At 71.7% G+C, this 26,063-nt stretch carries 27 protein-coding genes; 10 read left to right on the top strand and 17 right to left on the bottom strand.

All coding sequences use genetic code 11. The annotated features are described in order from the left end of the window. Positions 1-63 precede the first annotated feature (63 nt). Positions 64-1,377 (top strand): FAD-dependent monooxygenase, encoded by a 1,314-nt coding sequence (locus ACWF7A_RS15265; protein WP_452251060.1) that lies wholly within the window; start codon positions 64-66, stop codon positions 1,375-1,377. Here the strand turns inward: ACWF7A_RS15265 and ACWF7A_RS15260 are convergent. From ACWF7A_RS15260 to ACWF7A_RS15250, 3 genes are read right to left on the bottom strand one after another with little or no spacing between them, the layout of a single operon-like run. Beyond that, positions 1,297-4,017 carry an ATP-binding protein gene (locus ACWF7A_RS15260; protein ID WP_452251059.1) on the bottom strand — a complete coding sequence of 907 codons (2,721 nt, stop codon included), beginning with the start codon at positions 4,015-4,017 and terminating at the stop codon, positions 1,297-1,299. The two genes, ACWF7A_RS15265 and ACWF7A_RS15260, sit on opposite strands and share 81 nt — an antisense overlap. Then, on the bottom strand, positions 4,017-4,649 hold the full coding sequence (locus ACWF7A_RS15255) for a hypothetical protein (protein ID WP_452251058.1): 633 nt from the start codon (positions 4,647-4,649) through the stop codon (positions 4,017-4,019). The genes ACWF7A_RS15260 and ACWF7A_RS15255 overlap by 1 nt, the downstream gene beginning before the upstream one ends. Continuing rightward, positions 4,646-5,356 (bottom strand): ATP-binding cassette domain-containing protein, encoded by a 711-nt coding sequence (locus ACWF7A_RS15250; RefSeq protein WP_452251057.1) that lies wholly within the window; start codon positions 5,354-5,356, stop codon positions 4,646-4,648. The genes ACWF7A_RS15255 and ACWF7A_RS15250 overlap by 4 nt, the downstream gene beginning before the upstream one ends. Positions 5,357-5,375: 19 nt before the next feature. Between ACWF7A_RS15250 and ACWF7A_RS15245 the strand changes: the two genes are divergently transcribed. Then, entirely contained in the window at positions 5,376-5,783 is a 408-nt protein-coding gene (locus ACWF7A_RS15245; RefSeq protein ID WP_452251056.1) for a hypothetical protein, read from the top strand. Here the strand turns inward: ACWF7A_RS15245 and ACWF7A_RS15240 are convergent. Continuing rightward, positions 5,770-6,432, bottom strand: coding sequence for an alpha/beta fold hydrolase (locus ACWF7A_RS15240; RefSeq protein ID WP_452251055.1), 663 nt, complete (start codon positions 6,430-6,432; stop codon positions 5,770-5,772). The genes ACWF7A_RS15245 and ACWF7A_RS15240 overlap by 14 nt on opposite strands. Before the next feature lie 88 nt (positions 6,433-6,520). Here ACWF7A_RS15240 and ACWF7A_RS15235 point away from each other — a divergent pair, with 88 nt between their 5' ends. From ACWF7A_RS15235 to ACWF7A_RS15225, 3 genes are all read left to right on the top strand, one after another. After that, positions 6,521-7,342: a cupin domain-containing protein gene (locus ACWF7A_RS15235; protein ID WP_452251054.1), complete on the top strand. Its 822-nt coding sequence runs from the start codon at positions 6,521-6,523 to the stop codon at positions 7,340-7,342. A gap of 137 nt (positions 7,343-7,479) precedes the next feature. Beyond that, positions 7,480-10,296 (top strand): aconitate hydratase, encoded by a 2,817-nt coding sequence (locus tag ACWF7A_RS15230; protein ID WP_452251053.1) that lies wholly within the window; start codon positions 7,480-7,482, stop codon positions 10,294-10,296. Positions 10,297-10,415: 119 nt separating this feature from the next. Next, positions 10,416-10,841: a DUF1761 domain-containing protein gene (locus tag ACWF7A_RS15225; RefSeq protein WP_452251052.1), complete on the top strand. Its 426-nt coding sequence runs from the start codon at positions 10,416-10,418 to the stop codon at positions 10,839-10,841. On the opposite strand, the gene ACWF7A_RS15220 is transcribed toward ACWF7A_RS15225, so the two are convergent. The 7 genes from ACWF7A_RS15220 to ACWF7A_RS15190 are packed head-to-tail and all read right to left on the bottom strand — an operon-like array spanning position 10,838 to position 15,832. Further along, positions 10,838-11,275 (bottom strand): PH domain-containing protein, encoded by a 438-nt coding sequence (locus ACWF7A_RS15220; RefSeq protein WP_452251051.1) that lies wholly within the window; start codon positions 11,273-11,275, stop codon positions 10,838-10,840. The genes ACWF7A_RS15225 and ACWF7A_RS15220 overlap by 4 nt on opposite strands. Then, complete coding sequence (gene ribH / locus ACWF7A_RS15215) at positions 11,275-11,772, bottom strand: 6,7-dimethyl-8-ribityllumazine synthase (protein WP_452251050.1); 498 nt, start codon at positions 11,770-11,772, stop codon at positions 11,275-11,277. The genes ACWF7A_RS15220 and ribH overlap by 1 nt, the downstream gene beginning before the upstream one ends. Beyond that, a complete protein-coding gene (locus ACWF7A_RS15210; RefSeq protein ID WP_452251049.1) occupies positions 11,769-13,031 on the bottom strand; it encodes a bifunctional 3,4-dihydroxy-2-butanone-4-phosphate synthase/GTP cyclohydrolase II in 1,263 nt (420 codons plus the stop codon). The genes ribH and ACWF7A_RS15210 overlap by 4 nt, the downstream gene beginning before the upstream one ends. Beyond that, positions 13,028-13,648, bottom strand: coding sequence for a riboflavin synthase (locus ACWF7A_RS15205; RefSeq protein WP_452251048.1), 621 nt, complete (start codon positions 13,646-13,648; stop codon positions 13,028-13,030). The genes ACWF7A_RS15210 and ACWF7A_RS15205 overlap by 4 nt, the downstream gene beginning before the upstream one ends. A gap of 8 nt (positions 13,649-13,656) precedes the next feature. Next, entirely contained in the window at positions 13,657-14,640 is a 984-nt protein-coding gene (ribD, locus tag ACWF7A_RS15200) for a bifunctional diaminohydroxyphosphoribosylaminopyrimidine deaminase/5-amino-6-(5-phosphoribosylamino)uracil reductase RibD (protein WP_452251156.1), read from the bottom strand. Positions 14,641-14,654: 14 nt separating this feature from the next. Next, a complete protein-coding gene (rpe, locus tag ACWF7A_RS15195) occupies positions 14,655-15,305 on the bottom strand; it encodes a ribulose-phosphate 3-epimerase (protein WP_452251047.1) in 651 nt (216 codons plus the stop codon). A gap of 26 nt (positions 15,306-15,331) precedes the next feature. Further along, positions 15,332-15,832, bottom strand: a complete 501-nt coding sequence (locus ACWF7A_RS15190) for a flavoprotein (RefSeq protein WP_452251046.1) — start codon at positions 15,830-15,832, stop codon at positions 15,332-15,334. Positions 15,833-15,920: 88 nt separating this feature from the next. Between ACWF7A_RS15190 and ACWF7A_RS15185 the strand changes: the two genes are divergently transcribed. After that, positions 15,921-16,916 carry a YncE family protein gene (locus ACWF7A_RS15185; protein ID WP_452251045.1) on the top strand — a complete coding sequence of 332 codons (996 nt, stop codon included), beginning with the start codon at positions 15,921-15,923 and terminating at the stop codon, positions 16,914-16,916. Between the two features lie 148 nt (positions 16,917-17,064). Here the strand turns inward: ACWF7A_RS15185 and ACWF7A_RS15180 are convergent, their stop codons facing one another. The 4 genes from ACWF7A_RS15180 to ACWF7A_RS15165 all read right to left on the bottom strand — a co-directional run bounded on the left by ACWF7A_RS15180 (position 17,065) and on the right by ACWF7A_RS15165 (position 20,299). Further along, complete coding sequence (locus ACWF7A_RS15180; protein WP_452251044.1) at positions 17,065-18,516, bottom strand: RsmB/NOP family class I SAM-dependent RNA methyltransferase; 1,452 nt, start codon at positions 18,514-18,516, stop codon at positions 17,065-17,067. Positions 18,517-18,625: 109 nt separating this feature from the next. Continuing rightward, positions 18,626-19,552, bottom strand: coding sequence for a methionyl-tRNA formyltransferase (gene fmt / locus ACWF7A_RS15175; RefSeq protein ID WP_452251043.1), 927 nt, complete (start codon positions 19,550-19,552; stop codon positions 18,626-18,628). Between the two features lie 2 nt (positions 19,553-19,554). Then, positions 19,555-20,103 (bottom strand): peptide deformylase, encoded by a 549-nt coding sequence (gene def, locus ACWF7A_RS15170; protein ID WP_452251042.1) that lies wholly within the window; start codon positions 20,101-20,103, stop codon positions 19,555-19,557. A gap of 46 nt (positions 20,104-20,149) precedes the next feature. Beyond that, entirely contained in the window at positions 20,150-20,299 is a 150-nt protein-coding gene (locus ACWF7A_RS15165; protein WP_452251041.1) for a hypothetical protein, read from the bottom strand. A 142-nt stretch (positions 20,300-20,441) separates the two neighbouring features. On the opposite strand from ACWF7A_RS15165, the gene ACWF7A_RS15160 reads away from it, so the two are divergent. Genes ACWF7A_RS15160 through ACWF7A_RS15150 form a run of 3 tightly spaced genes read left to right on the top strand, consistent with a single transcriptional unit; the run spans position 20,442 to position 21,357 of the window. Next, positions 20,442-20,960 (top strand): DinB family protein, encoded by a 519-nt coding sequence (locus ACWF7A_RS15160; protein WP_452251040.1) that lies wholly within the window; start codon positions 20,442-20,444, stop codon positions 20,958-20,960. A gap of 37 nt (positions 20,961-20,997) precedes the next feature. Then, positions 20,998-21,141: a hypothetical protein gene (locus tag ACWF7A_RS15155; RefSeq protein WP_452251039.1), complete on the top strand. Its 144-nt coding sequence runs from the start codon at positions 20,998-21,000 to the stop codon at positions 21,139-21,141. A gap of 12 nt (positions 21,142-21,153) precedes the next feature. Beyond that, positions 21,154-21,357: a hypothetical protein gene (locus ACWF7A_RS15150; protein ID WP_452251038.1), complete on the top strand. Its 204-nt coding sequence runs from the start codon at positions 21,154-21,156 to the stop codon at positions 21,355-21,357. Positions 21,358-21,407: 50 nt separating this feature from the next. Here the strand turns inward: ACWF7A_RS15150 and ggt are convergent, their stop codons facing one another. Then, positions 21,408-23,177: a gamma-glutamyltransferase gene (gene ggt / locus ACWF7A_RS15145; RefSeq protein WP_452251037.1), complete on the bottom strand. Its 1,770-nt coding sequence runs from the start codon at positions 23,175-23,177 to the stop codon at positions 21,408-21,410. 65 nt (positions 23,178-23,242) lie between these two features. On the opposite strand from ggt, the gene ACWF7A_RS15140 reads away from it, so the two are divergent. Beyond that, complete coding sequence (locus ACWF7A_RS15140; RefSeq protein ID WP_452251036.1) at positions 23,243-23,710, top strand: hypothetical protein; 468 nt, start codon at positions 23,243-23,245, stop codon at positions 23,708-23,710. 9 nt (positions 23,711-23,719) lie between these two features. Here the strand turns inward: ACWF7A_RS15140 and ACWF7A_RS15135 are convergent, their stop codons facing one another. Next, positions 23,720-26,053 (bottom strand): primosomal protein N' family DNA-binding protein, encoded by a 2,334-nt coding sequence (locus ACWF7A_RS15135; protein WP_452251035.1) that lies wholly within the window; start codon positions 26,051-26,053, stop codon positions 23,720-23,722. Between the last annotated feature and the right edge of the window lie 10 nt (positions 26,054-26,063).

Genomic DNA, 26,063 nt, shown 5'->3' with positions numbered 1-26,063 from the left:
CCCTGTCACCCGCAACAGCGCGGTGACAGGGCCTTGGCAGTTCCGGGGCCGAGCGTGGACGCCATGGACACACAGGTTCTGATCATCGGCGCCGGCCCGACCGGACTCACCCTCGCCCTCGACCTCGCCCGCCGCGGCGTCCCGTTCCGGATCGTCGACGCCTCGCCCGCGCCGTTCGCCGGCTCGCGCGGCAAGGGCCTGCAGCCGCGCAGCATGGAGGTCTTCCACGACCTGGGCGTGATCGAGCAGGTGCTCGCGTCCGGACGGCTCGACATGACGATGCGCGCCTACAACGGCCGCGAGGTGGTGCGCGAGTGGGACGTGCACGAGGGCCGCCACCCGACCGCGGAGCGCCCGTACGCGCGCACGATGCTCATCCCGCAGTTCCGAGTCGAGCAGATCCTGCGCGAGGCGCTCCCCCAGTCCGTCGAGTACGGGATGCCGCTGACCTCCTTCGCCCAGGACGACTCGGGTGTCACCGCGGTGGTCGGCACGGAGACCGTGCGCGCCCGGTACCTCGTCGGGTGTGACGGCGGGAAGTCGTTCGTGCGCAAGGAGCTCGGCGTCTCGTTCGTCGGCGAGACCCACGAGGACATGCGGATGCTCGTCGGCGACCTCCGGATCTCCGGCCTCGACCGCGACCACTGGCACCAGTGGGGTGGCCGCGCCGACCGCTGGCTCGCCCTGTGCCCGTTGCCCGGCACGGACCTCTTCCAGTTCCAGGCGACCGGCGACGGCGAACCGTCGCTGGAGCTGTACCGGGAGATCGTCCGCGAACGCACCGGCCGTGACGAGGTAGTCGTGCGGGAGGCGACGTGGATGTCGTTGTACCGCATGAACGTCCGCATGGTGGACAGGTTCCGCGCCGGCCGGGTGTTCCTCGCGGGCGACGCGGCGCACGTGCACTCCCCCGCCGGCGCGCAGGGCATGAACACCGGCATCCAGGACGCGTACAACCTGGGCTGGAAGCTCGCGATGGAGACGTTGCTCGACACCTACGAGTCGGAGCGCAAGCCCGTCGCGGAGTGGTTGCTGGGCATGACGACCGCGATCATGACGTCCGGCACCCCGTTCGAGAAGCGCGACGACGAGACGCTGCAGCTCTCCCTGTCGTACCGGACCGAGGACGGGCCGGGCCTGCGACCCGGCGACCGCATGCCCGACGGCGTCACCGAGCAGGGCCGGATCTTCGACCTGCTGCGCGGCCCCGACTTCGTGACGCTCGACCTCCCCGACGGCTTCCCCGACGGCCCGGTGCTGGTGCGCCCGGACGGCTACGTCGCCGCGATCGGCAGGTCAGCGATCGACGCCTACTTCGGCGCGAACCCGGTCACGCAGCTGCACCACCGCCGGGTCGGTGCTAGGACCGCCGCGTAGCCGTTCCGCCTCGTCCAGGGCCTCCCCCGCACCGCGGGGGTCGCCCTGGGCGGACAGCCAGTCCGCGTACTGCTCCAGGATCATCGCGCGAGCGGGCCCGTCCGCACTCCGCTCGACGGCCGCCAGCGCCAGCACGTGCTCCTCCCGCGCCTCGCCCAACCGGCCGAGCCGCGTCAGCGCCAGCCCGAGTCCGGCGTGGACGGTCGCCCGGAACTGACTCGACGGAAACCCCGCGTTGCTGTGGAGCGCTTCGCGGTACAACGCCACGGCCTCCTCGAAGTCACCGCTGAAGTACGCCACCTCGCCGTGTGCCAGAGCGACCCGCCCCTGGTCGAGCTCGACCTGCGACGAGGCCATCCGAGCCAGCTCGTCACGAGCCCCAGCGAGATCCCCGAGCCGGATCTTGATGCGCGCCGTCTGCACCAGCACCGACATCGGCACGAGCATCATGTCGGGCTCGCCGAGCTCCTCCGCGACCTCACGGGCCTCGGACACCGCCTTGAACCCCTCGGCGAACGCACCGCGGTTCACGAGCACCATCACCAGGCACGACAGTCCGAACACCACGGCCCACCGATCACCGACGGCCCTGAACCGCTCCAACGCCCACCGGTACTGCTCCTCCGCCCTCGGCGCCGCGCCTTCACTGAACTCCCCGGCCACCACCCCGCGGATCAACGCCGAGAAGGCCCGCATCCACTCGTCGGACGACCGCTCCAGCTGGTCCGCCAGCACGTCGAGCCGCCCACCCAGCCCAGCGTCGCCCCACACCCGCCCACTGGTCAGCATCAACGCGCACAGCGCCGTGGGAACGTCCTCGTCCCACAACCGCTCCGCCGCGACCATGGCGTCCGGCGTGCCGAGCGACAGCAGCACCTCCGACAGCGGGTCGTCCGGCGTCAGCGGCGCCCACCGCCGGATCTCCTCGAACCGCTTGGTCATCACCAGCCAATGCCACGTGCGGGCGGCCATCATCCGCCGGGCGATCACGGCGTCGTGCCCGACGGCCCACGCCTGCGCGGCGTCGAGGTTGGCCCGCTCGACGTCGAAGACCGCGAGCGCCTCCAGCTGCCGCGGCCCGCGCAGCAGCGGCTCGTACCGCTCGGCCAGCTCCACGTAGTAGGCGGCGTGCGCGCCCGGGTCGGTCCGGCGCTGGTCCGCGGCGTACTCGCGGACCGTCTCCAGCAGCCGGTAGCGCTCGCCGGTGCGGACCACCAGGGACTTCTCGACCAGGGCGGCGAGGAGGTCCTCGGTGTCCCAGAGATCTCCGCTGCCGCACACGAAGTGCACCGCCGCCGCACTGGCCCCGCCCGCGAACACCGCCAGCCGCGCCAGCAACCCCCGCTCGGCCTCGTCCAGCAGCTCCCAGCTCCAGTCGATCACCGCCCGCAACGTCCGGTGCCGCGCCGGCCCCGTCCGCGCGCCGCGGTCGAGCAGCCGCAGCCGGCTGTCCACACGCGACTCCAGCTGCGCGGCCGAGAGCGACCGCGCCCGCGCCGCCGCGAGCTCCACGGCGAGCGGGATCCCGTCCAGCGCGGCACACACCCGCCGCGCCACGTCGGGATCGAACGCCGAGCCGACCCGCGCCGAGAACAACCGCACCGCGTGGTCCAGGTCGAGCGGTGCCACCGGGCACACCACCTCGCCCGGGATGCCCAGCGGCTCGCGTGACGTCGCCAGCACCCGTGTGTCCGGCGCCTCGGCCAGCAGGCGCTCGCACAGAGCGGCGGCCGCGTCCACGACGTGCTCGCAGTTGTCGAGCACGACCAGGGACGACCCGAGCCGGGAGAACAGGGGCGCTGCCAACGGGTTCGGGCCCAGGGCGGCGTCCAGCGCCGCAAGTGGTTCGGCCGTCGAGTCCAGCTCGACGAACCACGCTTGCGGTACCGAGGCGGCGTGCGTCAGCGCGAGACGTGTCTTGCCCACGCCGCCGAACCCGGTCAGCGTCACCAACCGGTTGGCGCGCAACAGCGACGCCAACGCGGCCAGGTCCGCGTCGCGCCCGACGAACGAGCCGACCGGGGCCGGCAGGTTGCCGCGCGCGACGCGTTCGCGCAGCACCGTCAGGTGGGCGGCCGCCAGCGCCTCGCCGGGGTCCACGCCCAGGTCGTCGGCCAGGGCCGTGCGCACGCGCGCGAACACCGCCAGCGCGTCCGACCGCCGTCCGGCAGCGTTCAACGCCAGCATCAGCCGGGCCTGCACGTCCTCGCGCAACGGGTGCGCGGCCGCCAGTGCCTCCAGCCCCGCGAGGTCGTCGCGCAGCAACGCCAGCCGCACGGCCTCGTCCACCGCGAACGGTGCCTCCTCGAACGCCGCACCGCGCCACAGCGAGGCGTCCCGCGTCCGCGCGAAGGCCTCGACGTCGGTCGACGCCTCCAGCCGGTACCCCGACGCGTGCGACGAGATCGCGGCGGCACCGAGCACCCGCCGCAGCCGCGACACGAGCGACTGCAACGCCGCGGCACCGTCCACCGGCGGCTCGTCCGGCCACAGGTCCGCGATCAGCCGATCGGGAGCGACGACGGATCCAGGTTCCATCGCCAGCCTGATCAGCAACCACCGCAGCCGCCGGCCGCGCACCTCGACCGGTGCGCCGTCCGCGGCCACGACCCGCAACGGCCCGAGCGCGTCGACCCTCATCAGGCCCGCCGCACCCCGGCCACCACCGCGGCCGCCACGAGCGCGACGCCGACCGCCGCCGTCCCCAGCAGGGACAGCGACACCCGGTTGTGCCCCAGGGCGTCCAGCACCCACCCGAGCGGGGTGACCCGGCCGAGCGGATAGGTCAGCACCACCACCGCGAACACCGCCAGCACGGTGCGCCCGATGGAGTCGAGGACGGGGCGGGCGAACAGCAGGCCCACACCGACGCCGAGCAACGCGCATCCAGTATGCGCGGCGAGTCCGACAAAAAATTTGCCGAGCGTGTACGGGTGCGGGTTCGTCACCACCGGCCACACCGCCGCCAGCAACGCCATCGCCAACGCGATCAGCACCGCGACCAGCGCCGCCGCCGTCAGCACCCGCGACCACCCACCGGCGGACACGACCGTGATCTCACGCCGCACCACGTCCTCGGACGTCGCCACCACGACGGCCATCCACGCCGCGATCGGGTACAGCAACGCCGACGACCCCGAGTAAGCCTCCAGCGGCTGCCCCGCGTCGGACGAGAACAACATCCCCAGCACGCCGAGGAACACCAGCAACGGCGCCAAATACCGTTGCCCGCGAAAGACGTCGGCCGCGAGGTACCGGACGAGGGAGATCACCGCACGCTCCGCACCGAGCACCCGAGCCGCAAAGCCTCCGCCAGCACCTGATCACTGCGGTCCGGCGCCACGACCACCCGCACCGACGACCCGCGAGCCTGCACGGACTGCACGCCTTCCAACGCCTCCAAGACGTCCAGCGCCGCGACCCGGCTGAGATCGATCGTCACGTGCCCGCCGGCGAGGTCGACGCGCGTCGCCGACGCGAGGTGTCCCTCGTGGTCGGACACCAGCGCCGTCCGTCCCTCCAGCATCGACACGAGCTCCGCGGAGGCCGCGGGGTCGAGACCCGTCCACGGCTCGTCGAGCACCAGCGCGTCCGAGGCCAGGAAAGCCTGTGCCAGAGCCACTTTCTGCGCGTTGCCCTTCGACAGCTCGGACATCGGCGCCGTCATCGAACCGACGAACCCCAGCCGCTCCAGCACATCCCCCGCCGTGGCGCCCCGGATCCGTCCCATGTGCGCCAAATACGATGAAGCGGACATCTTGACGTCCGAAGGGAAGCGTTCGGGCACGTACCCCACCGAGGCGGGCCGCGAGACACGGCCGGTCGTCGGCCTCAGCACCCCTGCGGCGATCTTGAGCAACGTCGACTTGCCGGTGCCGTTCGCGCCGGTCAGCACGGTCAGGCCGGACACCTCCAGCGTGAGGTCGCGCAGCACCCAAGGCCCGCGTCCGTACCGCTTCGAAACCTGATCGAGGAGCACCACGCCAAGATAACCACCTATGACACCGCTACCGCTCGCTTTGGCGTGCATCTGGCTCGGCATGGTGCTGGCGATCTCGATCGAGGCGCCGTTGAAGTTCCGCGCGCCCGGCATCACGCTGCCGCTGGGACTCGGCATCGGCCGGCTCGTGTTCCGCGCCCTGAACTCGGCGGAGATCGTGCTCGCGGCGGCCACGGCGATCACGTTCGCGCTCGCCGCGCGCCCGGCGGCCGCGACCGTGCTGCTGGTCGCGCTCGCCGTGACACTGGCCGTGCAGGTGACGGTGCTGCGGCCCCGGCTCGAAGCCAGGGCCGCGGTCATCATCGCGGGCGAGACCCCGCCGAAGTCCCGCACGCACGTCGTCTACATCGCGCTCGAAGGTGTGAAGGTGCTGATGCTGATCGCGTTCGCGGTCATCCTGCTGTGATCAGGTCCGCCAGCTGAGCCGGACGCGACAGGAACGGCGAGTGCGAGCCCGGCAGCTCCAGCGCACCCCGTGCCCGGAGCCGGTCCGCGAACAGCGCAGGGAAGGCCACGTCCTCCGCGCACACGATCGACGTCGTGGGCACGGTCCGCCACGCCGCCGCCGTCACCCGCTCCTCGAACGACCGCGCGCTCTGCGGCCGCAACCGCTCGGCCGCCCACGCCGCGCGCTCGTCGGGCACGTCGGCGAACAGCACGTCCCGCGCGGGCTCCGGCACGTCCAGCAGCTTCGTCCCCGCCTCGTACCAGGGCCCGCCCAGCGGGGAGACCACGGACTCGCCGAGCTCCAGCAGGTGCGCGGCCAGGTAGACGAGCCGGTCAGCGGCCTGGGCGGCCTCGCCGACAGGCACACCGGCGTACGAGTGGGCCAGCACGGTCACCCGTCCGCCGAGGGCGTCGATCGCCTCCCGCACCACGTCGGCGTCCTCACGAACGCCCGCGGCCGGTGCTCCCGACGCGCTCGGCAGGTCGACCACGGCCGGAGTCCAGCCCCGCGCCTCCAGCTCGGGAACGAGCAGGTCCCAGCACCACGATCCGTGCCAGGCACCGTGCACGAGCAGCAGGTTCCCCCGGTCCATCACGATCTCCTTCATCCGTTTGGCCCTACGCTAACCGGGCAAGATCAGCGGTCACCGTCGTCAGAGTCCGCCGTCGTGTCGGGAGAGTCCGTGCTCAAGACAGGTGCTGTCGGCGCTGAGCGTGAACTGGGTCGTCGCGACGCCCCTGCACGCGGGCGGGCGGTGGGCGCTGCACTTCGTGGGACGGCTGGACCTGCGGGTGGAGGTCGTCGTACGCGGCCGCGTGCACGTGACCGTGGGCGGCGAGGGCTTCTGGGCCGAAGAGGGCGACTGCTACGTCATCGCCGGCCGCCGGCCGTACCGCATCGCCGCCGATTCGGACACACCGTCGGTGTTCGCCGCCCCCTACTACGAGGACGAGCACGCCACACCGCGCGACCGGGCCCAGGTCGGCGAAGGCCACGACACGACGTTGCTCGGGGCGGGCTTCGTCTGCGCACCGGAGGACGCCCGGCTCCTCGACGTCCTGCCACCGGTGATCCACGTCCGCGCGGGCGTGGCGGCGGCGACCATCGAGCTCATCCGGTGCGAGATCAACGGCGGCCGGATGATCCTGGACCGCCTCTGCCAGGTCCTGCTGCTCCAGGTCCTGCGCGACCACGTGTCGGACGACCCGCGGCTCGGACCGGCCCTGACGGCGATGCACGACGACCTGAGGCATCCGTGGACGGTCCGCGAACTGGCGGCGGTGGTGGCGATGTCGCGGTCGACGTTCTTCCTGCGGTTCCGCGAAGCGACGGGCATGACCCCGCTCGACTACCTCTACCGCCTGCGCATGCGGCACGCGGCCCGGCTGCTGCGGGACACCTCGGACACCGTCGGCTCGATCGCCACCGCGGCCGGATATGGCACCGAAAGCGCGTTCGGCGCGGCGTTCAGGAGGTTCGCGGGACGATCACCGGGTGAGTACCGGACGGCCGAGTGACTTAGGGCAACCTGGCTTGAACCGGCTTACAGGACAAGCGTACTGTTTGGGGTCGAGGGGCAGCGGTCAACCGCTTGAGGAAGACTCTGACCCATCCCGAACTGACCACCGCGCTGTCACCAGTTATGGAGTTGCACGTGACTGCACCAGCTAGCAAGGACAGCTTCGGCGCCCGCGGCACGCTCAACGTCGGCGACGCCTCGTACGAGGTGTTCCGGCTGAGCGCCGTGGAGGGCGCCGAGCGTCTTCCGTTCAGCCTGAAGATCCTGCTGGAGAACCTGCTGCGGACCGAGGACGGCGCGAACATCACCGCCGACCACGTGCGCGCTCTCGCCAACTGGGACCCGGCCGCCGAGCCCAGCACCGAGATCCAGTTCACGCCGGCCCGCGTCGTGATGCAGGACTTCACCGGTGTGCCCTGCGTCGTCGACCTCGCCACCATGCGCGAGGCCGTCACCCAGCTCGGCGGCGACGCCGAGAAGGTGAACCCGCTCGCGCCCGCCGAGCTCGTGATCGACCACTCGGTCATCGCCGACATCTTCGGCCGCCCGGACGCGTTCGAGCTGAACGTCGACCTGGAGTACGAGCGCAACCGCGAGCGCTACCAGTTCCTGCGCTGGGGCCAGACCGCGTTCGACGAGTTCAAGGTCGTCCCGCCGGGCACCGGCATCGTCCACCAGGTCAACATCGAGCACCTGGCCCGCGTCGTCATGGTCCGCAACGGCCAGGCGTACCCGGACACCCTCGTGGGCACCGACTCGCACACCACGATGGTCAACGGCATCGGCGTGCTGGGCTGGGGCGTCGGCGGCATCGAGGCCGAGGCCGCGATGCTCGGCCAGCCGGTCTCCATGCTGATCCCGCGCGTCGTCGGCTTCAAGCTCTCCGGTGAGCTGCCCCCCGGCGCCACCGCGACCGACCTCGTGCTCACGATCACCGAGATGCTGCGCAAGCAGGGCGTCGTCGGCAAGTTCGTCGAGTTCTACGGCGAGGGCGTCAGCGCCGTGCCGCTCGCGAACCGCGCCACGATCGGCAACATGTCGCCGGAGTTCGGCTCCACGGTCGGCATCTTCCCGATCGACGGCGAGACCATCGACTACCTGCGCCTGACCGGCCGTTCCGAGGAGCAGATCGCGCTCGTCGAGGCCTACGCCAAGGAGCAGGGCCTCTGGCACGACGCGTCCCGCGAGCCGGTGTTCTCCGAGACGCTGGAGCTCGACCTGGCGACGGTCGTCCCGTCCATCGCCGGCCCGAAGCGCCCGCAGGACCGCATCGAGCTGACCAACGCCAAGGAGTCGTTCCGCCAGGCCCTGGGCGCCTACGTCGCGCACGCCGACTCCCCGGAGCTGTCCGGTGTGGACGAGGCCGTCGACGAGTCCTTCCCCGCGAGCGACCCGGCCGCCATCCACGAGGGCGGCAACGGCTCCGGCACGCCGAAGGTGTTCCAGTCCGCCGCGGAGGGCGCCACCGGCCGCGTGTCGAAGCCGGTCAAGGTCACCCTCGACGGTGCCGAGTTCGAGCTGGACCACGGCGCCGTCGCGATCGCCGCGATCACGTCGTGCACCAACACCTCGAACCCGTCCGTGATGCTGGGTGCCGCCCTGCTGGCCAAGAAGGCCGTCGAACGCGGCCTGGAGCGCAAGCCGTGGGTCAAGACGACCCTGGCGCCGGGCTCCAAGGTCGTCATGGACTACTACGAGCGCGCCGGCCTCATGCCGTACCTGGAGAAGCTCGGCTTCCACCTGGTCGGCTACGGCTGCACCACCTGCATCGGCAACTCGGGCCCGCTGCAGGAGGAGATCTCGGCGGGCGTGCAGGAAGGCGACCTCGCGGTCGTCTCGGTGCTGTCCGGCAACCGCAACTTCGAGGGCCGGATCAACCCGGACATCAAGATGAACTACCTCGCGTCGCCGCCGCTCGTCGTGGCGTACGCGCTGGCCGGTTCGATGGACAAGGACATCACCACCGAGCCGCTCGCGTACGACCCCGAGGGCAAGCCGGTGTACCTGTCGGAGATCTGGCCGACCCCGGCCGAGATCGCCGAGGTCATCTCGACCTCGATCTCCGCGGAGGGCTTCACCAAGGGCTACACGAACGTGTTCTCCGGTGACGAGCGCTGGCAGTCGCTGCCCACGCCGACCGGCAACACGTTCGAGTGGGACAGCGAGTCCACCTACGTGCGCAAGCCCCCGTACTTCGAGGGCATGGAGATGGAGCCGAAGCCGGTCACCGACATCTCGGGCGCTCGCGTGCTCGCGCTGCTGGGCGACTCGGTCACGACCGACCACATCTCCCCCGCCGGTTCGATCAAGGCCGACTCGCCCGCGGGCAAGTACCTGACCGAGCACGGCGTGGAGCGCAAGGACTTCAACTCCTACGGCTCCCGCCGCGGCAACCACGAGGTGATGATCCGCGGCACGTTCGCGAACATCCGCCTGCGCAACCTGCTGCTCGACGACGTCCAGGGCGGCTTCACCCGCGACTTCCTGGCCGACGGCGCCCCGCAGACCACGATCTACGACGCCTCGGTGTCGTACGCGGAGGCCGGCGTCCCGCTCGTCGTCCTGGCGGGCAAGGAGTACGGCTCCGGCTCGTCGCGCGACTGGGCGGCCAAGGGCACGTCGCTGCTCGGCGTCCGCGCCGTCATCGCCGAGTCCTACGAGCGCATCCACCGCTCGAACCTGATCGGCATGGGCGTGCTGCCGCTGCAGTTCCCGCAGGGCGACAACGCGTCCTCGCTGGGCCTCGACGGCACCGAGACGTTCGACTTCAGCGGCGTCACGGAGCTGAACAACGGCACCACGCCGTCGACGGTCCACGTGACCGCCACGAAGGCGGACGGCTCGAAGGTCGAGTTCGACGCGGTCGTCCGCATCGACACGCCCGGTGAGGCCGACTACTACCGCAACGGCGGCATCATGCAGTACGTGCTGCGCAAGATGGTCCGCAGCTAGTCACCTCTGACGAAAGGGCCGTCCACCGCTGGGTGGGCGGCCCTTTCGCCGTCAATGCACTCGTAACGGTCGGCGTGCGGCTCGCGATGCCAAGTAACCCTGATCATTGCGGAGACCTCATGAGCTTGAGCGTGCTCGGCGACCTGAACTGGTTGGCCGTCGTCGTTGCCACGATCGCGTACTTCGCGCTGGGCATGGTCTGGTACGCCGACTACGCCTTCGGCCGGGCGTACCAGCGCGCATCCGGCCAGGACCTGAGTCCGCCGGAGAACCAGAGCGCTGCCGTCTACGCCATCCCGCTGCTCACGTGCTTCGTCATCACCCTCGCGACCGCGATGCTCGGCAACGCCTCGGGCACCGACAACATCATGGAAGGCATCCTGCTCGGCCTCGTCGTCGGTCTCTGCATCGCGCTGCCCGTCCGGATGGTGACGGGCGCCTACGACATGACGAAGCCCGGTCCGATCACCTTCGCGGCGATCGGAGCGGGCTATCACGTCGTCGGACTCACGCTCGCGGGCGCGATCCTCGGGTTGTGGACTTAGATCCGTGCTGCCTTGTGCAGTTCACGCAACGCGCGCACTGACGACACGGCGTACTCACGATCCACGGCCTGCACGGCCATCACCGAGATGTACTCGTCCTCCGGCAGCTCCAGCCGGGCCCACGCGGCACCGTCCGGGAAGCTGACCGACAGCACGTCGTTCCAGTCGAAGTGGTGCGACGTCACGACGTTGCGCACGTCGACACCCGTGGCGTCGGCCGTGACGCGCGGACGCGTCAGCAGCAGCACACCGCCGGCCAGCAGGAAGCCCAGGAAGATCATGGCGACCTGGTCGGACGTCCGGAAGATCACGCCGGTCGGCGTGTTGCCCAGCAGCAGGCCCACCACCGTGAACACCGCGACGAGGCCGACCGCGCACGCCCACGCGACGCGGCGGATCTTCTTGGGACGCAGGACGATCGCTTCCGCCGTCATCATTCGAAACCCCGCTCGGTCCAGGGCTGGCGCAGGCCGCGCAGCACCAGTGCCGTGTCGATCGCGGCAACGGTCGCCTCGTACCCCTTGTCCTCCACCGACTCCGGCAGCCCGGCGCGGGCCAGGGCCTGCTCCTCGGTGTTCGTCGTCAGCACGCCGTTGCCCACCGGAGTGGACTCGTCGAGCGCGACGCGCGTCAACCCGTCCGTCACCGAGTCGCAGACGTACTCGAAGTGCGGGGTGCCACCGCGGATGACCACGCCCAGCGCGACCACCGCGTCGTGGTGACGCGCGAGTTCCTGCACCACGACGGGAAGCTCGATCGCTCCCGCCACGCGCACGACCGTCGTGTCGACACAACCGGCGTCCTCGGCGGCCTTGAGGGCGCGCTCGACGAGCTGGTCGGTGATCTTGGTGTGCCAGCGCGTCGCCGCGATCGCGACGCTCAGCCCCTTGCCGTCGAGCTTGGCCTGATCTGGACGGCCCTCGCCGCTCATTCCTTGTCCTCCGTAGCGGAAACAACGGCCTCGTACTGCTCCAGCTGAGTCAGTTCGTGGCCCATCCGGTCGCGCTTGGTGCGCAGGTACCGCAGGTTCTCCGGGTTCGGGGAGATCGGCAGCGGCACCCTGTCGAGCACCCGCAGACCGTATCCGGCCTCCAGTCCGACGCGCTTGGCCGGGTTGTTCGTCAGCAGCCGCATGGACTTGATGCCGAGTTCCACGAGGATCTGCGCGCCCGTGCCGTAGTCGCGCGCGTCGGCGGGCAGGCCCTGCACGAGGTTCGCGTCCACGGTGTCGGCGCCCTGGTCCTGCAGCTGGTACGCCTGCAGCTTGTGCATCAGGCCGATGCCGCGACCCTCGTGGCCGCGCATGTACAGCACGACGCCACGCCCTTGTGCCGCAACGGCTTCCAGCGCCGCGTCGAGCTGCGGGCCGCAGTCGCAGCGCAACGAGCCCAGCACGTCACCGGTGAGGCACTCCGAGTGCACGCGCACCAGGACGTCCTCGCCGTCGCCGATCTCGCCGTACACCATCGCGACGTGCTCGATGCCGTCGAGCAGGCTGTCGTAGCCGAACGCGGTGAACACGCCGTGCGCGGTCGGGATGCGGGCCTCGGCGGCGCGCACGACCTGGGTCTCGACCCGGCGGCGGTACGCGATGAGGTCGGCGATCGTGATCAGCGCGAGGTCGTGGTCGGCCGCGAAGACCTCCAGCTCCTCGCGGCGGGCCATGTCGTTCTCGTCCTTCTGCGACACGATCTCGCAGAGCACGCCGGCGGGCGACAGGCCCGCGAGACGCGCGAGGTCGACGGACGCCTCGGTGTGGCCTGGACGGCGCAGCACGCCGCCGTCGCGGGCGCGCAGCGGGACGACGTGGCCGGGCCGGTTGAAGTCGTTCGCCTTCGCGGTCGGGTCGGCGAGCAACCGGATCGTGCGGGCGCGGTCGGCCGCCGAGATGCCCGTGCTGATGCCCTCACGCGCGTCCACCGTGACCGTGTACGCGGTGCCGCGCTGGTCCTGGTTCGTGTGGTACATCGGCGGCAGGTCGAGGCGGTCGCAGTCGGAGTCCGTCAGCGCCACGCAGACGTACCCGGACGTGTAGCGGACCATGAACGCGAGCAGCTCGGGCGTCGCCTTCTCGGCGGCGAAGATCAGGTCGCCCTCGTTCTCGCGGTCCTCGTCGTCCACCACGACCACGGGCCGTCCGGCGGCGATGTCCTTGACCGCGCGCTCGATGTCGGCGAAGTCGGTGCTCACTGGGCCTCCTCGCCCGCGATGGCCCGCAGGTGCGGGATCGCCAGTCGTTCAACGTACTTCGCCAGCACGTCGACCTCCAGGTTCACCAGGTCGCCAGGCAGCCGTCGCCCGAGCGTGGTGAGGTCAAGGGTCGTCGGGATGAGGCTCACGGTGAACTGGTCCTCGGAGACGGTCACGACCGTCAGCGAGACCCCGTCGACCGTGATGGAGCCCTTCTCCACGACGTAGCGGGAGAGGCTGGGCGGGAGTCCGATGTGGACCATCTCCCAGTGCTCCGCCTTCTCCCGCGCGAGAATCGAGCCGGTGCCGTCGACGTGGCCCTGCACGATGTGGCCGCCGAGGCGCTGGCCGACGGCGGCCGCGCGCTCCAGGTTGACCCGGTCGCCCGCGGCGACCTTCGCGAGGCTGCTGCGGTTGAGGGTCTCGCGCATCACGTCGGCGGTGAACGCGCCGTCCTCCACCTCCACGACGGTGAGACAGACGCCGTTCACCGCGATGGAGTCGCCGTGCTTCGCGTCGCTGGTGACGATCGGCCCGGCGATGCGGATCCGTGCCGCGTCCGGCAGGTCCTCCGTCGCTACGACGTGGCCGAGTTCCTCGACGATCCCGGTGAACACCGCTCCTCCTAAGTTCGCGGAACCGCGCTGATCCGCAAGTCCGGTCCGCTCATGGTGACGTCTTCCACGGTCAGCCTCACAGCGTCCGTGATGGTTGACACGCCCGCGTCCAGCACCGCCGCGGGACCGTTCCCGAGCAGCGCGGGCGCGATGTAGGCGAGCACGCGGTCGACCCGGCCGGCGCGCCAGAACGCACCGGCCAGCGTCGGGCCGCCCTCCAGCAGCACGTCGACCACACCCCGTTCGGCGAGCGCCTTCAGGACGTCGTCGGGTTCGTGCGTGCGCAGGTGCAGCGCGGTGTGCCGGAGCTTCGCCCCGGCCGGCAGGTCACTCGTGCCCACGACCACGGGCAACGGCTGGCGGGCCAGCGGCATTCCATCGGCGCCCCTGGCCGTCAGCGCGGGGTCGTCGAGCCTCACCGTGTTCATGCCGACGACGATCGCGTCGAGCTTGGTGCGCAGGGCGTGGACCTCCTCGCGGGAGGTCTCCGAGCTGATCCACCGGCTGGTGCCGTCGCTCGCCGCGATCCGGCCGTCTAGCGAGGCCGCGTACTTCCACGTGACGTGCGGACGGCCCGTGCGCGCGTAGTGCAGCCACGCCCTGAGGGGACCTCGACTGACCTCCTGCTCCAGCAGGCCGCTCTGCACCGTGATGCCGGCGTCTTCGAGGACCTTCGCACCGCCCGCGGCCCTGGGGTTCGGGTCGCTGAGGGCGTGGAAGACGTGCTTGATGCCGGCTTCTCGCAGCGCCTCGGTGCAGGGTGGCGTACGGCCGTAGTGCGAACACGGTTCGAGGGTGACCACGGCCGTGCCGCCGCGTGCCTTCGCGCCGGCAGCTTTGAGCGCCATGACCTCGGCGTGCGGACCGCCGACCGGCTGCGTGCCGCCGAAGCCGGCCGCGTCGCCGTTCTCGTCGAGGATCACGCACCCGACCGGCGGGTTGGGGCTCGTGGTGCCCCGCACCCGCTCGCTCTCCGCGATGGCCAGCGCCATCGCGTCCTCGGGGGTCACCGCGCGCCGGCTGCCTGCGCGCGCAACGCCTCGACGGCCTTGCCGGGGTCCGCGGCGTCGTACACGGCGGACCCGGCGACGAAGCAGTCCACCCCGGCCTGCGCGGCCTGTTCGATCGTGTCGGCGTTGATGCCGCCGTCGATCTCCACGAGCAGCTTGAGGTGCCCGGTGTCGACGAGGTGACGGGCCTGGCGGACCTTGTCCAGCACGTCGGCCATGAAGCTCTGCCCGCCGAAGCCCGGCTCGACCGACATGACCAGCAGCGTGTCGTAGTGCTTGAGGACCTCGACGTACGGCTCCAGCGGCGTGCCCGGCTTGATGCTCAGACCGGCCTTGCTGCCCGCGGCCCGGAGGTTCTTCGCGAGCGCGACCGGGTCGTTCGCCGCCTCGACGTGCACGGTCACGTTGTACGCGCCCGCCTCCGCGTAGCCGATGGCCCAGCGGTCCGGGTCCTCGATCATGAGGTGGCAGTCGATCGGGATGTCGGTGACCTTCAGCAGCGACTTCACCACGGGCAGGCCGAGCGTCAGGTTCGGCACGAAGTGGTTGTCCATGACGTCGACGTGGATCCAGTCCGACGTGGGCACCGCGGCGAGCTCGTCGGCGAGGCGCGCGAAGTCGGCGGACAGGATGCTGGGGGCGATCATCGGCGTGTGGACCACAAGGGTGAAGTCTAGGTGTCCAGCAGGTCGAGCAACGTGCCGGGAGCCACGTCTGAGACCACGACGACACCCGCATTGGTGAGCGTCGTGACGTGCGTCTCCCACATCGGGTGACGGCGCTTGTCCGCGTTGGCCTGGGGCATGACGACGACCCGGCAGTCCTCGACGCCGATGGCCTCGTTCAACGCGGTCAGCGCCTGGTTGTCGCCGATGCCCAGGGCCAGCTTGGCCACGGAGTTCGCGCTGGCGGGGGCGAAGACGAACGCGTCCGGCGTCGGGTAGGGCTTCGGCTGGCTAGGCAGCCTCGGCTCCCAGCGGATCTCCAGATCGGTCAGCGCCTGGATCCTGCCGAGCTCGCCCGCCTCCTCGAACCACGGGACGACGGCGGGAGTGAACGTGATGGCCAACCGCCACCCCCGTCGCACGGCGGGCTCGGCCAGTTCCGTGCGGAACCAGGTCTCGACGCCGCCGCAGCCGGAAGCGACCAATCCGAGCAGTCCACGCGTCGTCACCGCTGCGATGTTAGGCGGTCCTCCTGGCCGTTCTCCGTCGATAGCGTCCGGTGCGGCGGGTGATCACCCGCACACTGAGGGGAGCAAGATGCGCAAGTGGAACCGGTGGCTCAGTGCCACCGCGATGACGGCCGCCCTGGTGGCCGCCACCGCTCTGCCCGCGAACGCCGAACCGCCGCAGCGCACCGTGCCGCTGGCGCTGAAGTCGTTCTCGGACATCGTGGTGGACCCGACGCTCGGGCACGTGTTCGTGAGCAGCAAGGCTGACAACGCTGTCGCCGTCACGGACCTGTCCGGCAACGCGGTCACGAAGCTGTCCGACCTGCCCGGCGCCACGGGTCTGGCGCTGAGCCCGGACGGGAGCACCGTCTTCGTCGCGCTGTCGCAGTTCGGCGCGATCGCCGCGCTGGACACGCTCACGCTGACCGAACGGGCCCGGTACCCGGTCGGTGAGGTGTGCCCGTCCGATCTCGCGATCACCAACGACCGCCTGTACTTCAGCTACGGCTGCGACACGTGGGGCGGCGGGATCGGCCGTGTCGCGTTCAACGGCGCGGAGGCCCGGACGGGTCTCGTGACCGGGCACTACAGCCCGCAGCAGCTCGCGACGTCGCCCGCCAGGCCCGGTCTGCTGGCGGCGGGCCAGCCGAGCCTGTCGCCCTCGGCGCTCGTGGTCCTGCGGGAGCAGGGCGACGGGCTGGCCGTCCAGGCGACGCGGGACGCGGGCAGCAACCTGGCCGACGTCGAGTTCTCGAAGGACGGCAGCCAGGTCCACGTGGCGGGCGGGGCGCCGTACCAGATCCAGTCCTACACGACCGACACCCTCGCGGTGCGCGGCAGCTACAACACCGGCCCCTACCCGGTGGCGGTGGCGGTGAGCGCCGACTCGGGCGCCCTCGCCGCGGGCGTCAACAGCGACACCTCCGTGCGGCTCTACCCGTCGGGCTCGCTCGACGAGTCGCGGTCGTACGAGGCGCCGTACCTGTACCAGGCGTGCCTGGCGTGGGGTCCCGGCGGCCGCTGGGTCTACGCGGTGGGCAACCGGTTCGGCCAGCCCGCGCAGCTGCACGTGCTGAAGGCCTGACGTGTCCGGCCGGGCGGGCTGCGGCCCGCCCGGCCTCTCCGGCTTCGGACGTCACTCGAACCGGTGAACCCCGAAGCCGTTGTGCCCCAGTGCGGGCCGACGGGGCCCGAACCTGTCAGACCCCGTCGCTAGCGTCCTTTGCGAGCGCTCAAACCGGGCGTCGCAGCACCGCGCAGAACATGGCGTCGGTGCCGTGCAGATGAGGCCAGAGCTGAACGTGCGGTCCTTCCCCGAGGTCCGGAACTCCAGGGAAGAGCTCCCGCGTGTCCAGCACCTCGGCCCCCGTCCGCTTCGCGACGTCCGTCACCACCCCTACGGTCTCCGAGAGATGAGGTGAGCACACGACATAAGCCACCACACCGCCAGGGCGCACCAGCCGCAACGCCTCGGTCAGCAGCTCGCGCTGCAGCTTCGTGAGCGTGCCGACGTCGGCGGGCTGGCGCCTCCACCGCGCCTCCGGGCGCCTGCGCAGCGCACCGAGACCGGTGCAGGGCGCATCGACCAGCACGCGGTCGAACGCTCCTTCGACGAAGCCGGTCTCGAGGCCGTCGGCCACCTCCACGGTGACCGGCAGGCCCGAGGTGAGCTTGCGCACGAGCTCGGCGCGGTGGGGTGCCTTCTCGACGGCGATCAGCTCGCCGCCCTCGATGCCGACCAGCGCGGCCAGCAGGGCGGCCTTGCCACCGGGGCCCGCGCAGAGGTCCAGCCAGCGGTCGTCCGTGCCCCCGTTGTCGCCGCCCTCCAGCGGCGCCCGCGTCAGGGCCAGCGCGCAGAGCTGGCTGCCCTCGTCCTGGACGTTGGCGAGGCGTTCCCGGACGGGCTCGAGATCGCCCGGGTCGCCCGCACCGGCTTCCAGGTGCACGCCGTAGGGCGAGTACGGCGCCACGTCGCCACCGGTGATGGCGGCGAGCTCGTCGGCGCTGACCTCGCCGGGACGTGCCACCAGGTGCACGGCCGGGCGCGCGTCGTCGGCCGCGAGGGCCAGCTTCAGCGGTTCCTCGCGGCTGCCGAGGGCCTCCGCGAACGCCTGCGCGATCCAGCGCGGGTGGGCGTGGGTGAAGGCCAGGTTGCCGATCGGGTCGGTGTCCGGGTCGGGTGCGAGCTCGTCGACCCAGGCGGCCTCGTCCTGCTCTGCCACCCGGCGCAGGACGGCGTTGACGAAGCCGGCGATGCCGGACCCGAGCTCGGCCCGCACGAGGTCGACGGTCGAGGCGACCGCGGCGTGCGACGGGATCCGGGTGCGCAGCAGCTGATACGCGCCCAGCCGCAACGCGTCGAGCGCCGAGCCGTCCACTTCGGACAGCGGGCGGTCCGAGCACGCCTCGATGACGGCGTCGAGCAGGCCCTGGGCCCGTGACGCGCCGTAGGTGAGCTCGGTGGCCAGGGCGGCGTCGCGGCCGGTGATGCGCCGGTCGCGGAGCATCTGCGGCAGCACCAGGTTCGCGTACGCGTCCCGTTGCCGCACGGCGCGCAGGGTCTCCAGCGCGGCGAGGCGTGCCGGGTCCTCCACGGGTGGCCGGGAGGGTCCGGTGCGCCGGCGCGGCGGGTGCGGCCTGCTCGGGCGGGACGGCTTGGAGGCGCCTCGCGAGTGGTTGGTCATGCGGTGTACTCCACTGTCTCGGGCTCCCCTGCGGCGGCACGGATCACGCGCGCCGCGGTCGTGTCCTGCCACTCGGGGGCGATGCCCGCCGAGCTCGGCCGGGTGCGCCTCATGCGATGCGCTCCCCTGCTTCGATCCGCACGCCGCGCGCCCAGTCGGTGGCGGCCATGCGCTTCTTGCCCTGCGCCTGGACCTCACCGAGGGCCACGGCGGTGGTCGCGGTGCCCACGAGCACGCGCTTGCGCTCGACGAGCACCTCGCCCGCCGGCAGCGTCACGTCGGCGACCGGTGTCACGGGGCCGAGCTTGAGCCGCTCTCCCCGGAACTCGGCCCACGCGCCGGGCTCCGGCGTCACGGCGCGCGCCAGGCGGTCGACGGCCGCGGCGGGCGTGGTGAAGTCGAGGCGCGCGTCCTCGACGGAGATCTTCGCGGCGTAGGTGACGCCGTCGGCGGGCTGGTCGACCGCGACCAGGCTGCCGTCCTCGATGCCGTCCACAGTGGACAGAAGCAGGTCGGCTCCCGAGACGGACAGCCGGGTCAGCAGGTCGCCGGAGGTGTCGCGGTCGCGCACCTTCTCGGTGACCACGCCGAACACCGGGCCCGCGTCGAGCTCCTTGACGATGCGGAACGTCGAGGCGCCCGTGATGTCGTCGCCGTTGCGCACGGAGGCCTGCACCGGCGCGGCGCCGCGCCACGCGGGCAGCACGGAGAAGTGGAGGTTGACCCAGCCGTACCGCGGCACGTCGAGCGTGCGCTGCGGGAGCAGGTTGCCGTAGGCGACGACCGGGCAGAGGTCGGGTTCGAGGGCGCGCAGGCGGTCCAGGAACTCGGGGTCCCCTGCCTTGGCCGGGGTGAGGACCTCGATGCCGTGCTCGTCGGCGAGCGCGCCCACCGGGGAGCGCTCGAGCCGGCGGCCGCGGCCCGAGGGGGCGTCGGGGCGGGTGACCACGGCGACGACGTCGTGGCGGGAGGAGTCGATGAAGGCGCGCAGCGAGGGCAGTGCGACCTCGGGCGTACCGGCGAACACGAGTCGCATGGTCAGCTGGACCTGCCGAAGAGTGGGTGCGGGCTCTGCTTCAAGGTGGGGACCGTACCGTCGAACCACTCGGCCTGCCGGATTTCCCGCATGGCCTGCTTGCGGGTGTCGGCGTCGAGGCGGTCGAGGAACACCACGCCGTCGAGGTGGTCCGACTCGTGCTGGATGCAGCGGGCCAGCGTCTCGGTGCCCTCGACCTCGACGGGCTCACCGTGCATGTTCCAGCCCTTGGCCACGACGTGCAGGTGGCGCTTGCAGTCCCACGACATGCCGGGGATGGACAGGCAGCCCTCGGAGCCGTCCCGCATCTCCTCGCCCACCACGTCCCAGGTGGGGTTGACGAGGTGGCCCGCGAAGCCGTCGCAGTGGTACGTGAACACACGCAGTCCAACACCGAGCTGAGGCGCGGCGAGTCCTGCTCCTCCCGCGTCCTGCATCGTGTCCCACAGGTCCTTGACCAGGGTGCGCAGTTCCTTGTCGAAGTCGGTGACCTCGGTCGCCGCGGTGCGCAGCACGGGGTCGCCGAACAGGCGGATGGGTTGGACGGTCACGCAGTGCTCCTCGTGTGGACTGGAGGCCAGTCTACGAGGAGCGCGCTCAGTGCTCGGACGCGCTGCCGAGGAAGATCACGCCCACCAGCGCCACGACGAAGTGGCCGGTGAACCGCAGGGCCGTGAGCACGGGCCGCAGCAGTGCGTGGAAGTCGAAGTGGGCAACCGGGGCGTGTGAAACGGTGGTCGTCGTCATGCCATGAACTGTGCCGTTCGCGCAGGTCAGCACACATCGGCTCGGAGTATCGAGCCTGCATCAGCCCACAGTAGGAAGATCACGGCCGAGCCTCGGCCACAAGGTGGAGACACCCCGGTCATGAGGCTGATGCAATGAGCGCATGACCTGGACGGCACCCGAAGTCACCCCGGCCGACGAACCACTGCTCGGCGCCGAGCGCCCGATGCTCGAGGCGTGGCTCGACCGCCACCGAGCCACCTTCCTGGCCAACTGCGCGGGCCTGACCGGCGAACAGCTCGCCCTCGAGTCCACGCCCCCGTCGAACCTGTCGCTGCTGGGCCTGATCCGCCACCTCACGGACGTGGAACGCGTGTGGTTCCGCCGCCGTCTCGCCGGCGAGGACGTCCAGGGCCTCTACAGCGTGCCGGGCCGCGGCGGCGGTGCCTTCGAGAGCCTCGACCCCGGCCGGGCGGAGGCGGAGTACGCCGCTCTCGTCGCCGAGATCATCGAGTCCCGCGCGGCAGCGGCGGGCCGGGACCTCGACGACACCTTCGTGCACGAGCGCGTCGGCGAGATCTCGGTGCGGTGGCTCTACATCCATCTGATCGAGGAGTACGCGCAGCACAACGGCCACGCCGACCTCATCCGCGAGCGCATCGACGGCCGCACCAACGCCTGACAGCCTTCCCCGCTGTGCGAGCGCGTCCGGACTGTCGGTGCCTCGTGCCGGCATCAGGCTGACCACCATCGGAGGGCAGCCGAGCACGCTCACCGTGCGCGGTGCCTACCGGCTGCTCGGCACGGTCCCGGCCACGTCGCCGACGACAGCACCGCTGATGGCCGACGGCTGGGGCGTGTGACTGAAGCTCGACATGGACGTGCTGGGGCCCGAGCTTCGCGGCGTGCGACGGGGCGTTCGCGGCCTCACCTTCGACCAGCTCGCCGCCGGAGTCGCCGGCCAGGCGTCCGACGTGTGGTTCACCTGCCACACGTTCACCGACCCGCAGACGTGCATGAGCGCCGACACCGCGGATCCCGGCCAGGACCTGTTCCGGAGCGAGCCCCTCGTCGCGTGACCGGCCCGGGCGGAGCGCGGCGGTCCGCGTTCCACCCAGGCCGGCTGGTGCTATCCGACCTTCACGACGCGGGCCGCTCCACCTCCGCGCCTGGTCGGCTCGGCGACAGCGCGCCAGCGGCCGTCCTTCGCGCGTTCGACGGCCGTGGCGGCGCCGATCTCGGCGTTCTGGCTGAACTTGTGCCCGATGGCCTGCAGGCCCGCCGTGGTCGAGGCCGCGATGAACGCCGCCTCGGCCGGGGTGGTGGCCGCGTTGCGCTGGGAGGCGCGCGGGGCCGCCACGGCGTCGACGAGGGACATCTTGCGGTCCAGGCGGGCGGTCAGGATCTGGGTGACCGTGGTGATGATCGTGGCGCCGCCCGGTGAGCCGACGGCGAGCAGGACCTTGCCGTGGTCGAGGACGATCGTCGGGGCCATCGACGAGCGCGGGCGCTTGCCGGGGCCGGGGAGGTTCGGGTGCGGAACGCCGGGGGTCGGCGCGACGAACTCGAAGTCGGTGAGCTCGTTGTTGAGCAGGAAGCCGCGGTTCGGGACGACGATGCCGCTGCCGCCCTCCGCCTCGATGGTCAGCGTGTAGGCGACGACGTTGCCCCAGCGGTCGGCGGTCGTCAGGTGGGTGGTGCGCTCGGCGTCCTCGCGCAGTGCCGAGATGCCGGCGGTGGCTTCGCAGGCCCGGGGGTTGCGCGGGTCGGCGGCGGGCTGGGGTGCGGGCAGCACGGCGTCCGGCTTGATCAGGCACGCGCGGCTGTCGGCGAACTTCTGCGAGAGCAGCCCCTCGGTGGGCACGCGGGAGAACTTGGGGTCGCCGACCCAGCGCAGGCGGTCGGCGAAGGAGAGCTTGGTCGACTCGATGAAGCGGTGCAGGTACTCGACGTCGGAGACCTTCGCGAGGTCGGTCGACTCGAGGATGTTGAGCGCCTCGCCGACGGTCGTGCCGCCGGACGACGGCGCCGCCATGCCGTAGACGTCGAGGCCTCGGTAGCGCGTGTGCGTCGGGTCGCGGCGTTCGACCTGGTAGCGGGCCAGGTCGGAGACCTGCATGTCGCCGGCGCGGACGTTGCGGGTCGAGCCGGGCACGACCGGCGGCTTGCGCACGGCGTTCACCAGGTCGCGGCCGACCGCGCCGCCGTACAGCGACGCCAGTTCGGTGCGGGCGAGCTCGCGGTAGGTGTCGGCGAGCTGCGGGTTGCGGAACGTGCTGCCGACCGCGGGCGGCTGGCCGCCGGGCAGGTAGAGGTCGCGGGTCGAGGTGAAGTCGGCGAAGCGGGCGGCGTTGTTCGTGATCTGCGAGTTGAACGTCTGGTCGACGACGAACCCACGCCGTGCCAACGCTTCCGCGGGCGCCATGGCCTCGCGCAGGTTCAGCGTGCCCCACTTGCGCAGCGCCTGCTGCCACGTCTTGGGAGTGCCGGGGACGCCGACGGACTTGCCGCTCGTCATCGCCTCAGCGAACGGCAGGGGCTGGCCGTTCTCCACGAAGAGCTGGTCGGTGGCGGACCGCGGCGCGGTCTCACGTCCATCCAAAGTGGACACACGACCGGAACGGGCGTCGTAGTGGACGAAGAACCCGCCGCCGCCGATGCCCGCGCTGAACGGGTCGGTCACGCCGAGCGCGGCGGCGGTGGCGACGGCGGCGTCGACGGCGTTGCCACCGCGGCGGAGCACGTCGACGCCGATCTGGGACGCGTCGGGGTCGACGCTCGAGACCGCGCCTCCCCAGCCCACCTGCTCGGGCACGCGGGGCGCTTGTTCCGCCGCGCCTGCCGGAGCAGGCGCGACCATCACGACGGAGAGTGTGAGCGCGGCAACCGTTCGCAACATGCGGAAACTTCTACTCCGTTGCGACCGGATGGCAACACTCCTTGAGGAAGGCCTAAGGTGCGGGCGTGTCGATCGATCTTGACCAGTTGCGAACCAGTTTCACGAACACCCCGCTCGACGAGGCCGACCGCGAGGAGGCGTTGCACCTCCTGCTGCGCGAACGCCGCGACAGCGACGCCGACCTGCTGCGTCACCTGCTCGCCGAGGAGACCGCCGCGCACCAGGAGGGCTGGGGCGTCAGCGAGGCGCTGGGACTCGCCGCCCTGCTGCTCGCCGAGTGCGGCCGCGAGGACGACGTCTGGGCGCTGTGGGAGGCCAAGAACGCCTCCTTCGACACCATGGCGGGCCTCGACGGCTTCCTGCTGTTCCCGGCGGGCATCGCGGGCACGACGGCCCACGTGATCGCGGGTGAGGACCACCCCGAACGCGGCGACCTCATGACCTACCTCAGCGAGTACCTCGAGTACGAGAAGCTCACCGACGAGGACATCCGCGAGCACATGGCGGGCCTGCGCTCCCACTACGAGGGCTGAACCGCCGCCCTACAGGACCTCCAGCGGGTCGAGCTTGATGCGCACCAGGTCCTGTTCCTTGCGGGCCGTCCGCACGGCCTGCGCCTCGGCCAGTACGGCGGCGAGCTGACGGCCCTCGCCGCGCGCGACCCGCACCAGCGCGCGTTCCTTGGTCTCGTCGTCGCCCAGCGGCACCGGGCCGAGGATCTCGCCGGTCGGCGGCAGGTGGAGCTCGTCGAGCATGGCGTTCACCGCGTCCGGGGTGCCGTCGACGGTCGCCATCCGCACCGCCGGCGGGAAACCGAGCTCGGTGCGCGCGGCGAGCTCGGTGGCGGCGTGCCACACCGGGTCCCACCGGACCAGCGCCTGCACCGGCGTGAGCGACGAGTCCGCGATCACGACCACGCGCCCGGTGCCCGGCCGGACCAGCCCCGCCGCCGTCATCCACCGCCGCAGCGCCTCCTCGGAGGCACGGAGGTCGGCCCGGCCCAGCAACGCCCACCCGTCCAGCAGCAGCACGGCCCCGTAGCCGCCCTCGGCCACCGGTTCGGCGCCTGGCGTGGCGACCACCAGCGACGGCTTGCCCGGTACCTTGGTCAGCACCTCGTCCGCGCCGCTGGTCCGCACCGGGTACCCGGGAAACGCCCGTCCGAGCTCCTCCGCCGTGCGCCGGGCACCGATGATCTGCCCGCGCAGCTTGCGCGACCCGCACGTGGGACAGCGGAACCCGGCCTCCGTGGCCGCGCACCACCGGCAGTACGCGGGCTTCGGCACCCCGTCCTGGGTCCCGCCGGGCAACGCCAGCGGCCCAGCACACCGACGGCACCGAGCAGGCCCCCGGCACTGCCCGCAGGCGAGCGACGGCACATACCCGCGACGCGGCACCTGGATCAACACCGGCGAGTCGGCCAGGGCGAACCGAGCGGCGTCGAACGCGATGGACGGCAACCGAGCCGTGCGCGCGGCCGAGTCCTTGACGTCCTGCCAGTCGTTGTCCCCCACCGACACCACACGCGGCGCGACAGCCCTCAACGTCTCGCGCGACGCCACGATCTCGTGTGCCCACCCGGTCTCCACCAGCAACTGAGCCTCGGCCGTCCGCGCGAAGCCACCGATGAGCAGCGCCGCCCCCGTCATGTGCGCGCGCTGCACCAGCACGTCGCGCACGTTCGGATACGGCGAGCGCTGCTCGACGTGCAGGTCGTCCCCGTCGTCCCACACGACGAGCAGCCCGGGGTCCTTGACCGGCGCGAACGCCGTCGCACGAGTGCCCACGACGACCCGGGCGACACCCCGGCGCACCGCCAGCCAGCGCTTGTACCGCTCCGACGGCCCGAGGTCGGCCGACAGCGTCACCACGCCCTCGATCAACGCGGCGCACGCCTCGGCGACACGGGCCAGGTCGCGGTGATCGGGCACCACGATGGCCACACCGCGCCCGGACGACGCGACCGCGGCGGCGGCCTCCGCGAGGCGGGCGGGCCAGTCCTCGGAGGGCAGCGCCTGCCAGACGGCGTGGGCGGGGCGGCCCTCGCGCAGGGCCTCCAGGTACTTGGGCCCGCGGGGGTAGCGCGACCAGGCGTCGGCGGGGACGGGCGGCAGCTGCGACCGCGCGGGCTTTCCGGCGGGAGCAGGTGCCTCGGCCGCCTGCTCCGCGGAAGTCCCGCCGGCCGCACCGGCCGACTGCTCCGCGGAAGTCCCGTCAGCCACCTCGGCCAGCTGATTCCCGGAAGCCCCGTCGTCCACCTCGGCCAGCTGATTCCCGGAAGCCCCGTCGTCCACCTCAGCCTGCCGACCCCCGGAACTCCCGTCAGCCACCTCGGCCTGCCGATCCCCGGAAGCCGCGTCGGCCACCTCAGCCTGCCGATCCCCGGAAGCCGCGTCGACCACCTCGGCCGGCTGCTCCTCGGCCACGGCGGCCGGCTCCCCCACCCAGGCGGGAACCTGCGGCAACGGCGGCGCCTCCCCCGACGAAGCCGCCTCCGCTCGCGCGTGCCGAGGCGGGATCGCCAGCCGCAGCACGTCGATCATCCCGCCCGCGTACCGGTCCGCGATCGCCCGCGCCAGCACCGCGATCTCCGGCGCGAGCACCGGCTCCGGCGACACCACCTTCTCGATGAACGCCAGCTTCTTGCCGTACTCCGACGTCTCGACGCGCTCCAGCAGGTACCCGTCGACCAGCTGCCCCGCGAACCTCACCCGCACGCGGCAGCCGGGCACCGCGGCACCGTCGAGTTCGGACGGAACCGAGTAGTCGAAGGGCCTGTCCAGGTGGGCCAGCGGCACGTCCACCACGATCCGGGCGACCGGCAGCGACTCCGCGGGGACCCGCTCCCCTTTTCTCGCTCCGGTCTTCACGCTCATGCCTCCTGGT

It is taken from the genome of Lentzea sp. NPDC055074, from assembly GCF_053608005.1.
Note: the sequence above shows the minus strand (reverse complement) of the source record. Positions and strands in the feature narration are given on the sequence as shown.

Coding starts and splice junctions, on each gene's coding strand:
- ACWF7A_RS15165 (WP_452251041.1), bottom strand. CDS start 20,299: ATGACGACGACCACCGTTTCACACGCCCCGGTTGCCCACTTCGACTTC.
- ggt (WP_452251037.1), bottom strand. CDS start 23,177: ATGTTGCGAACGGTTGCCGCGCTCACACTCTCCGTCGTGATGGTCGCG.
- ACWF7A_RS15135 (WP_452251035.1), bottom strand. CDS start 26,053: ATGAGCGTGAAGACCGGAGCGAGAAAAGGGGAGCGGGTCCCCGCGGAG.
- ribD (WP_452251156.1), bottom strand. CDS start 14,640: ATGGCGCTGGCCATCGCGGAGAGCGAGCGGGTGCGGGGCACCACGAGC.
- fmt (WP_452251043.1), bottom strand. CDS start 19,552: ATGCGACTCGTGTTCGCCGGTACGCCCGAGGTCGCACTGCCCTCGCTG.
- rpe (WP_452251047.1), bottom strand. CDS start 15,305: ATGATCGCCCCCAGCATCCTGTCCGCCGACTTCGCGCGCCTCGCCGAC.
- ACWF7A_RS15220 (WP_452251051.1), bottom strand. CDS start 11,275: ATGACGGCGGAAGCGATCGTCCTGCGTCCCAAGAAGATCCGCCGCGTC.
- ACWF7A_RS15225 (WP_452251052.1), top strand. CDS start 10,416: ATGAGCTTGAGCGTGCTCGGCGACCTGAACTGGTTGGCCGTCGTCGTT.
- ACWF7A_RS15240 (WP_452251055.1), bottom strand. CDS start 6,432: ATGAAGGAGATCGTGATGGACCGGGGGAACCTGCTGCTCGTGCACGGT.
- ACWF7A_RS15245 (WP_452251056.1), top strand. CDS start 5,376: ATGACACCGCTACCGCTCGCTTTGGCGTGCATCTGGCTCGGCATGGTG.
- ACWF7A_RS15265 (WP_452251060.1), top strand. CDS start 64: ATGGACACACAGGTTCTGATCATCGGCGCCGGCCCGACCGGACTCACC.
- ACWF7A_RS15160 (WP_452251040.1), top strand. CDS start 20,442: ATGACCTGGACGGCACCCGAAGTCACCCCGGCCGACGAACCACTGCTC.
- ACWF7A_RS15185 (WP_452251045.1), top strand. CDS start 15,921: ATGCGCAAGTGGAACCGGTGGCTCAGTGCCACCGCGATGACGGCCGCC.
- ACWF7A_RS15260 (WP_452251059.1), bottom strand. CDS start 4,017: ATGAGGGTCGACGCGCTCGGGCCGTTGCGGGTCGTGGCCGCGGACGGC.
- ACWF7A_RS15180 (WP_452251044.1), bottom strand. CDS start 18,516: ATGACCAACCACTCGCGAGGCGCCTCCAAGCCGTCCCGCCCGAGCAGG.
- ACWF7A_RS15150 (WP_452251038.1), top strand. CDS start 21,154: ATGGACGTGCTGGGGCCCGAGCTTCGCGGCGTGCGACGGGGCGTTCGC.
- ribH (WP_452251050.1), bottom strand. CDS start 11,772: ATGAGCGGCGAGGGCCGTCCAGATCAGGCCAAGCTCGACGGCAAGGGG.